8 protein-coding genes are annotated in these 5,998 nt (G+C 74.0%); all 8 read right to left on the bottom strand.

Annotated features, from left to right (window positions below; all coding sequences use genetic code 11):
- Window positions 1–402 (bottom strand): tryptophan synthase subunit alpha (locus RH94_RS45740; RefSeq protein WP_234426280.1); only part of this gene is annotated, 402 nt, incomplete at its 3' end.
- Complete coding sequence (trpB, locus tag RH94_RS36090) at window positions 399–1,682, bottom strand: tryptophan synthase subunit beta (protein WP_073952506.1); 1,284 nt, start codon at window positions 1,680–1,682, stop codon at window positions 399–401. The genes RH94_RS45740 and trpB, both read right to left, overlap by 4 nt.
- 77 nt (window positions 1,683–1,759) lie before the next feature.
- The gene (gene trpM, locus RH94_RS46880; RefSeq protein ID WP_073952507.1) at window positions 1,760–1,981 is read right to left on the bottom strand and encodes a tryptophan biosynthesis modulator TrpM; all 222 of its coding nucleotides are present in this window, start codon (window positions 1,979–1,981) and stop codon (window positions 1,760–1,762) included.
- Window positions 1,982–1,984: 3 nt separating this feature from the next.
- Entirely contained in the window at window positions 1,985–2,794 is an 810-nt protein-coding gene (trpC, locus tag RH94_RS36100) for an indole-3-glycerol phosphate synthase TrpC (RefSeq protein WP_073952508.1), read from the bottom strand.
- A 238-nt stretch (window positions 2,795–3,032) separates the two neighbouring features.
- Window positions 3,033–3,533 carry a DUF2752 domain-containing protein gene (locus tag RH94_RS36105; protein WP_079189314.1) on the bottom strand — a complete coding sequence of 167 codons (501 nt, stop codon included), beginning with the start codon at window positions 3,531–3,533 and terminating at the stop codon, window positions 3,033–3,035.
- Between the two features lie 86 nt (window positions 3,534–3,619).
- Window positions 3,620–3,880 carry an HGxxPAAW family protein gene (locus RH94_RS36110; RefSeq protein WP_073952509.1) on the bottom strand — a complete coding sequence of 87 codons (261 nt, stop codon included), beginning with the start codon at window positions 3,878–3,880 and terminating at the stop codon, window positions 3,620–3,622.
- 151 nt (window positions 3,881–4,031) lie between these two features.
- Window positions 4,032–4,670 carry a TIGR02234 family membrane protein gene (locus RH94_RS36115; RefSeq protein WP_073952510.1) on the bottom strand — a complete coding sequence of 213 codons (639 nt, stop codon included), beginning with the start codon at window positions 4,668–4,670 and terminating at the stop codon, window positions 4,032–4,034.
- 25 nt (window positions 4,671–4,695) lie between these two features.
- The coding region (locus tag RH94_RS36120) for an anthranilate synthase component I (protein ID WP_234426281.1) at window positions 4,696–5,998 on the bottom strand (1,303 nt) is incomplete at its 5' end.

A 5,998-nucleotide genomic window follows, 5' to 3' on the forward strand; every position in this document is an offset into this window, starting at 1 on the left:
GCCGGCGCCGCCCGCCTCGGCGAGCTCGGCGGTGAACCGCTCGACGCCGTAGCGGTCGACCGGGTTCCAGTACGTCATGACGAGCACGGGCTTGCCGGTGGCCGCGTGGGCCTCCTTGACCGTCCGCATGACGTCCGCGATCCTGACGCCGCCGCGCAGCGCGATGTCGTCGGCGGTCTGGATGACGGGCCCGTCCAGGACCGGGTCGCTGTGCGGCAGCCCGACCTCGACGACGTCCGCGCCGCCGTCGAAGACGGCCTTGATCGCGTCGATGCCGCCGTCCACGGTCGGGAATCCGGCCGGCAGGTAGGCGATGAGCGCGGACCGGCCCTCCGCCTTCGCAGCCGCGAGGGTGTCGTTCAGCAGCCGGCCCTTCCCGCCCGTTGATGCAGCGCCGCTCACTTGGCGTCCCCCTCGATCTCGGCGGTGTCGGCCTCGTCGGCGGCCACCTCGGCGTCGGTGTCGTACAGGTCGAAGTAGCGGGCGGCGGTGTCCATGTCCTTGTCGCCGCGCCCGGACAGGTTGACCACGATCAGCCCGTCCTCGCCCAGCTCGCGGCCGACCTCGAGGGCGCCGGCCAGCGCGTGGGCGCTCTCGATCGCCGGGATGATGCCCTCGGCGCGCGACAGCAGGCGCAGCGCCTGCATGGCCGCGTCGTCGGTGATCGCGCGGTACTCGCCGCGCCCGGAGTCCTTGAGGTAGGAGTGCTCGGGGCCGATGCCCGGGTAGTCCAGACCGGCCGAGATCGAGTACGGCTCGGTGATCTGGCCCTCCTCGTCCTGCAGGACGTAGGAGCGGGAGCCGTGCAGGATGCCGGGCTCGCCGGCGGTCAGCGTGGCCGCGTGCTCGCCGGTCTCGACGCCGTGCCCGGCGGGCTCGCAGCCGATGAGGCGTACGCCGGTGTCCGGGATGAAGGCGTGGAAGAGACCGATGGCGTTGGAGCCGCCGCCGACGCAGGCGACGGCCGCGTCGGGCAGGCGCCCGGCGCGCTCCAGGAGCTGGCGGCGGGCCTCGACGCCGATGACCCGGTGGAAGTCGCGGACCATGGCCGGGAAGGGGTGCGGCCCGGCGACGGTGCCGAACAGGTAGTGGGTGCGGTCGACGTTGGCGACCCAGTCGCGGAACGCCTCGTTGATGGCGTCCTTCAGGGTGCGGCTGCCGGACTTCACGGCCACGACCTCGGCACCGAGCATGCGCATCCGGGCGACGTTCAGTGCCTGCCGCTTCGTGTCGATCTCACCCATGTAGATCGTGCACTGGAGGCCGAAGAGCGCGCAGGCGGTGGCGGTGGCGACGCCGTGCTGGCCGGCGCCGGTCTCCGCGATCACGCGGGTCTTGCCCATGCGCTTGGTGAGCAGGGCCTGGCCGAGCACGTTGTTGATCTTGTGGGAGCCGGTGTGGTTGAGGTCCTCGCGCTTGAGGAACACGCGGGCGCCGCCGGCGTGCTCGGCGAAGCGGGGCACCTCGGTCAGGGCACTGGGCCGGCCGGTGTAGTTGACGAGCAGGTCGTCGAGCTCGCGGGCGAACTCGGGGTCGGCCTTCGCCTTGTCGTACTCGACGGCGACCTCGTCCACGGCGGCGACGAGGGCCTCCGGGATGAACTTGCCGCCGAACGCCCCGAAGTAGCCTTCGGGGCTGGGGAGCTGACCCTCGGGGTCGGGGATGAAGAACTCGCTGGGCATGCGGAAACCTCACGGTGAGTGCGGACACTGATCGCCGTGGGGGCGGGGTCTGTCGGACGGCTGTCCGTCGTACGTGGCTAGTCGCGCCCGCGCGGCGGAGCCGCATGGCCGGGCACAGCCCCGCGCCCCTGAACGGGGCGCTGCCATCGCATGCCGTTCACCTGGCCCGGCTCGTCGCCGATGACGTACCGCACCCTGCGGCCGTGCACGCGCCGTGCGGGCGCGCGGCAGCCCCGGGGCCGGCAGCCGCGCGCGAGGCGGGCGTACGGGTCCCGGAAGAGCCTGGTGCGGAGCGGCATGGGTCAGTCCCGTCCGTGCCGCAGTGCCGGGTGCGCCCCGGCCGCCACCAGGTCGGCGACCGCCGTCTTCGGGTCGCGGCCGGTGACGAGGGACTCGCCGACCAGGACCGCGTCGGCGCCGGCGTTGGCGTAGGCGATGAGGTCGTGCGGGCCGCGGACTCCGGACTCGGCGATCTTGACGATGCCGTCCGGGATCTCCGGCGCCACCCGCTCGAAGGTGTCGCGGTCGACCTCGAGCGTCTTCAGGTTGCGCGCGTTGACGCCGATCACCTTGGCGCCGGCGGCCACCGCGCGCTCGACCTCCTCCTCGTCGTGGGCCTCGACGAGCGGGGTGAGCCCGATGGACACCGCGCGCTCGATCAGCGACTCCAGGGCCGGCTGGTCGAGGGCGGCGACGATCAGCAGGGCGAGGTCGGCGCCGTGGGCCCGGGCCTCCCACAGCTGGTACGAGGTGACGATGAAGTCCTTGCGCAGGACGGGGATGTCCACGCGCGCGCGGACCGCCTCCAGGTCCGCCAGCGAACCGCCGAAGCGGCGTTCCTCGGTCAGCACCGAGATGACGGAGGCGCCGCCGGCCTCGTAGTCCGCGGCGAGGCCGGCCGGGTCGGCGATCGCGGCCAGCGCGCCCTTGGACGGGCTGGAGCGCTTGACCTCGCAGATCACCTTGACGCCGTCGCCCTTGAGCGCGGCCACGCCGTCCTTGGCGGCGGGAGCCTTGGCCGCGCGCTCCTTGAGCTCGTCGAGGCTGACGCGCGCCTGCCGCTCCGAAAGGTCGGCACGGACTCCGTCGATGATCTCGTCGAGCACACTCACGCGAGCGGCCCCCTTCCAGACGGTGGACTGTTCTGATCGAGCGGCCTCCGGTGGCCCGCCCGGACCGGGCGGATCGGATCCGGCGGATCGAACGGATCCGGCACGGTCCGGCCCGGTCCGGCAGACCAAGTGGATCAAGCGGGCGGAAACCGGTGGTCACTGCGATGGTAGCCGGACCGGGGACCGGTCCTCGCATCCGGTCCGCGCCGGTCCCACCAACTGGACATACGCCGGCCGGTCAGGGATGGAGCCAGCCGCCGAACGGCAGGTTCCGGACCACGGTGAACGCCACCAGGAGCACGCCGAGGCTCCACAGGTGCACCGGCCCGGGTGCGATCCGCGGCGGCCGCCCGCGCGCCGCACGGACCGCCCAGAGGATCCAGAACACGGCGAAGGCCAGGAAGCCCGCGACGGCCAGGGCGTTGTTCTGCAGGGCCGCCGGGACGTCCCCGTGGACGAGCGCGTGGGCGCTGCGCAGCCCGCCGCAGCCGGGGCAGTGGACGCCCGCGTAGCGCAGCAGGGGGCACACCGGGTAGTGGCCGGGTTCGTTGGGGTCCACGGCCCCGACGTAGGCGAGGGCACCTGCGACCGCGGTCAGGACCGCGGCGGGGACGGCGAGCCGGCGCAGCACGGCCGTGGCGTGCGTCGGGACGGCCGGCTCGTCCTGCGTGTGCCGCGGGCGGGGTATGGGCGTCCGGCCGTGCGTCACCCTCTGGCTGTCGGCGTTCACACCCCGCATTCTGCCCCGGGCCGGGCACGCGCGCGCGAGGGGCGGCGCGGCACCGCCCCCCGACCGCTCAGCCGTACGGGTCCGTCGAGTGGGTCTCAGCTCTCGGCGCGGGCCGGCTCGCGGTCCTCCTGCTTGCTTCCGACCTGGTGCACCGGGTGCTCGTGCTTCTGCCCGAGGCCCATCGTGCGCATGATGCCGCCGACGACGGCGCCGAGCAGCGTGATGGCGATGCCGACCCAGAAGCCGACCGGCTGGGCCATCACCATGAAGGCGCCCGCGACGCAGAAACCGATGAAGGCGATGATGACACCGGTCCAGGCGGCCGGGGTGTGACCGTGGTGGCTGCTGCCCGCCATGACTTGCTCCTCGTTGCTGTATACGTGTCTGAGCCGGACGCTCGCTTCCATTGTCCCGTACGCGTGCACGTGACGTGAGCGGGGGTGGCTCCCCGCGACACCCGTTTCGTCCCGGCGGGAGGAGGCCGCCCGGGGTGTGCGGTCGGGCGGGTCAGGTTCCGGTGGGGTCCTCGCCGCGGTCCAGGGCCTTCCACAGGTCCTCCGGACGGTCGGGGTCGACCGGGCGGGGCGCGCGGGAGCGGGGCGCTCCGGAGCGCTCGTAGCGGCCGGACATGGCCGGCCACAGGTGGCCGTAGCGCAGCGCGAGCAGGCCGGCGAGGAGGATCAGCGCGCCGCCGGCGGCCGCGACGTAGGGCCAGCCGGTGTGGCTGAGCGCGGCGGCGGTCGCGGCGGTGTCGCCTGAGGTCTGGGCGGCCTTCTCGTCGAGGGCGGAGCCGTCGGAGGCGCCGAGCAGGGCGGCGGCGACCGTGCCGGCGCCGGACAGCGCGAGCAGTGTGGCGACCAGGTAGCGGCCGGCCCGGCGGACCGCGAAGACGGCGACGAGCGCGGCCAGGCCCACGATGGCGAGCGCCGCGGGCACACCGGTGACCTCGCTGCCCCTGGCGGTCAGGGGGAAGGCGCCGCCGGCCACCGCCGCGGTGCCCTCCGCCCAGCGCTGCCGGGTGGCGAGCAGCGCCACGGCCGCGCCGAGCGCCCCGCACAGCAGGGCGACGGCGAGGCTCCGGCGGCCGGACCGGGCGGGGGCGGCTTCGGAACGGGGGTCAGGTACAGCAGCAGTCACGTACTCCACTATCGCTCGGTCCCCGGGCGGCCCGTCACCCGGGGTTCACGTGCGGGACGTGGGAAGCGCCCTGTCGTCCCGGCTGCCGCCCCAGCCGGTTGGCGGTGTGCACGGCGCGCAGTACGGCCGCCGCCTTGTTGCGGCACTCGGTGTCCTCGGCGACCGGGTCGGAGTCGGCGACGACGCCGGCGCCCGCCTGGACGTAGGCGGTGCCGTCGCGCAGCAGGGCGGTGCGGATGGCGATGGCGGTGTCGGAGTCGCCGGCGAAGTCCAGGTAGCCGACGCAGCCGCCGTACAGCCCGCGCCGGGACGGCTCGAGTTCGTCGATGATCTGCATCGCGCGCGGCTTCGGCGCGCCGGACAGGGTGCCGGCCGGGAAGCAGGCGGTGAGCACGTCGAAGGCGGTGCGGCCCGCCGCGACCCGTCCGGTCACGGTGGAGACGATGTGCATCACGTGCGAGTACCGCTCGATGGACATGAAGTCGACGACCTCGACGGAGCCCGGTTCGCAGACCCGGCCCAGGTCGTTGCGCCCGAGGTCGACGAGCATCAGGTGCTCGGCGCGCTCCTTGGGGTCGGCGAGCAGTTCCTCGGCGAGGGCCTGGTCCTCCTGGGGGGTGGCGCCGCGCGGCCGGGTGCCGGCGATGGGATGCACCATGGCCCGCCCGTCCTCGACCTTCACCAGCGCTTCCGGGCTGGACCCGACGACGTCGAAGGCGTCTCCGTCCCCGGAGGGGAACCGGAACAGGTACATGTACGGCGAGGGGTTGGTGGCCCGCAGGACCCGGTAGACGTCCAGCGCGCTCGCCGTGCACGGCGTCTCGAAGCGCTGCGAGGGGACGACCTGGAAGGCCTCGCCCGCCCGGATGCGCTCCTTGACGTCGTCCACGGCCGCCTGGAAGTCCTCGCCGCCCCACAGGGCGGTGTACTCGGGCAGTTCGGAGGGCGGCAGCGCGGCCGGGGGCTGGGCGACGGGGCGGGACAGGTCCGCCTCCATGGCGTCCAGGCGGGCCACGGCGTCGGCGTGGGCCTCGTCGACGCCGGTGTCCAGGTCGTTGTGGTTGATCGCGTTGGCGATCAGCAGGACCGTGCCGTCCCAGTGGTCGAGGACCGCGAGGTCGGAGGTGAGCAGCATGGTCAGCTCGGGCAGCCCCAGGTCGTCCCGCTCGCCGGGGCCGATCTTCTCGAGTCGGCGCACGATGTCGTAGCCGAGGTAGCCGACCATGCCGCCGGTGAAGGGCGGCAGGCCCAGGTCCTGGGCGAGGTCGCGGGGGGTGTGCAGGGCCTCGATCGTGGCGCGCAGGGCGGCGAGCGGGTCGCCCTCGGCGGGGACGCCG

The organism is Streptomyces kebangsaanensis, assembly GCF_001906585.1.
Lineage (GTDB): Bacteria > Actinomycetota > Actinomycetes > Streptomycetales > Streptomycetaceae > Streptomyces > Streptomyces kebangsaanensis.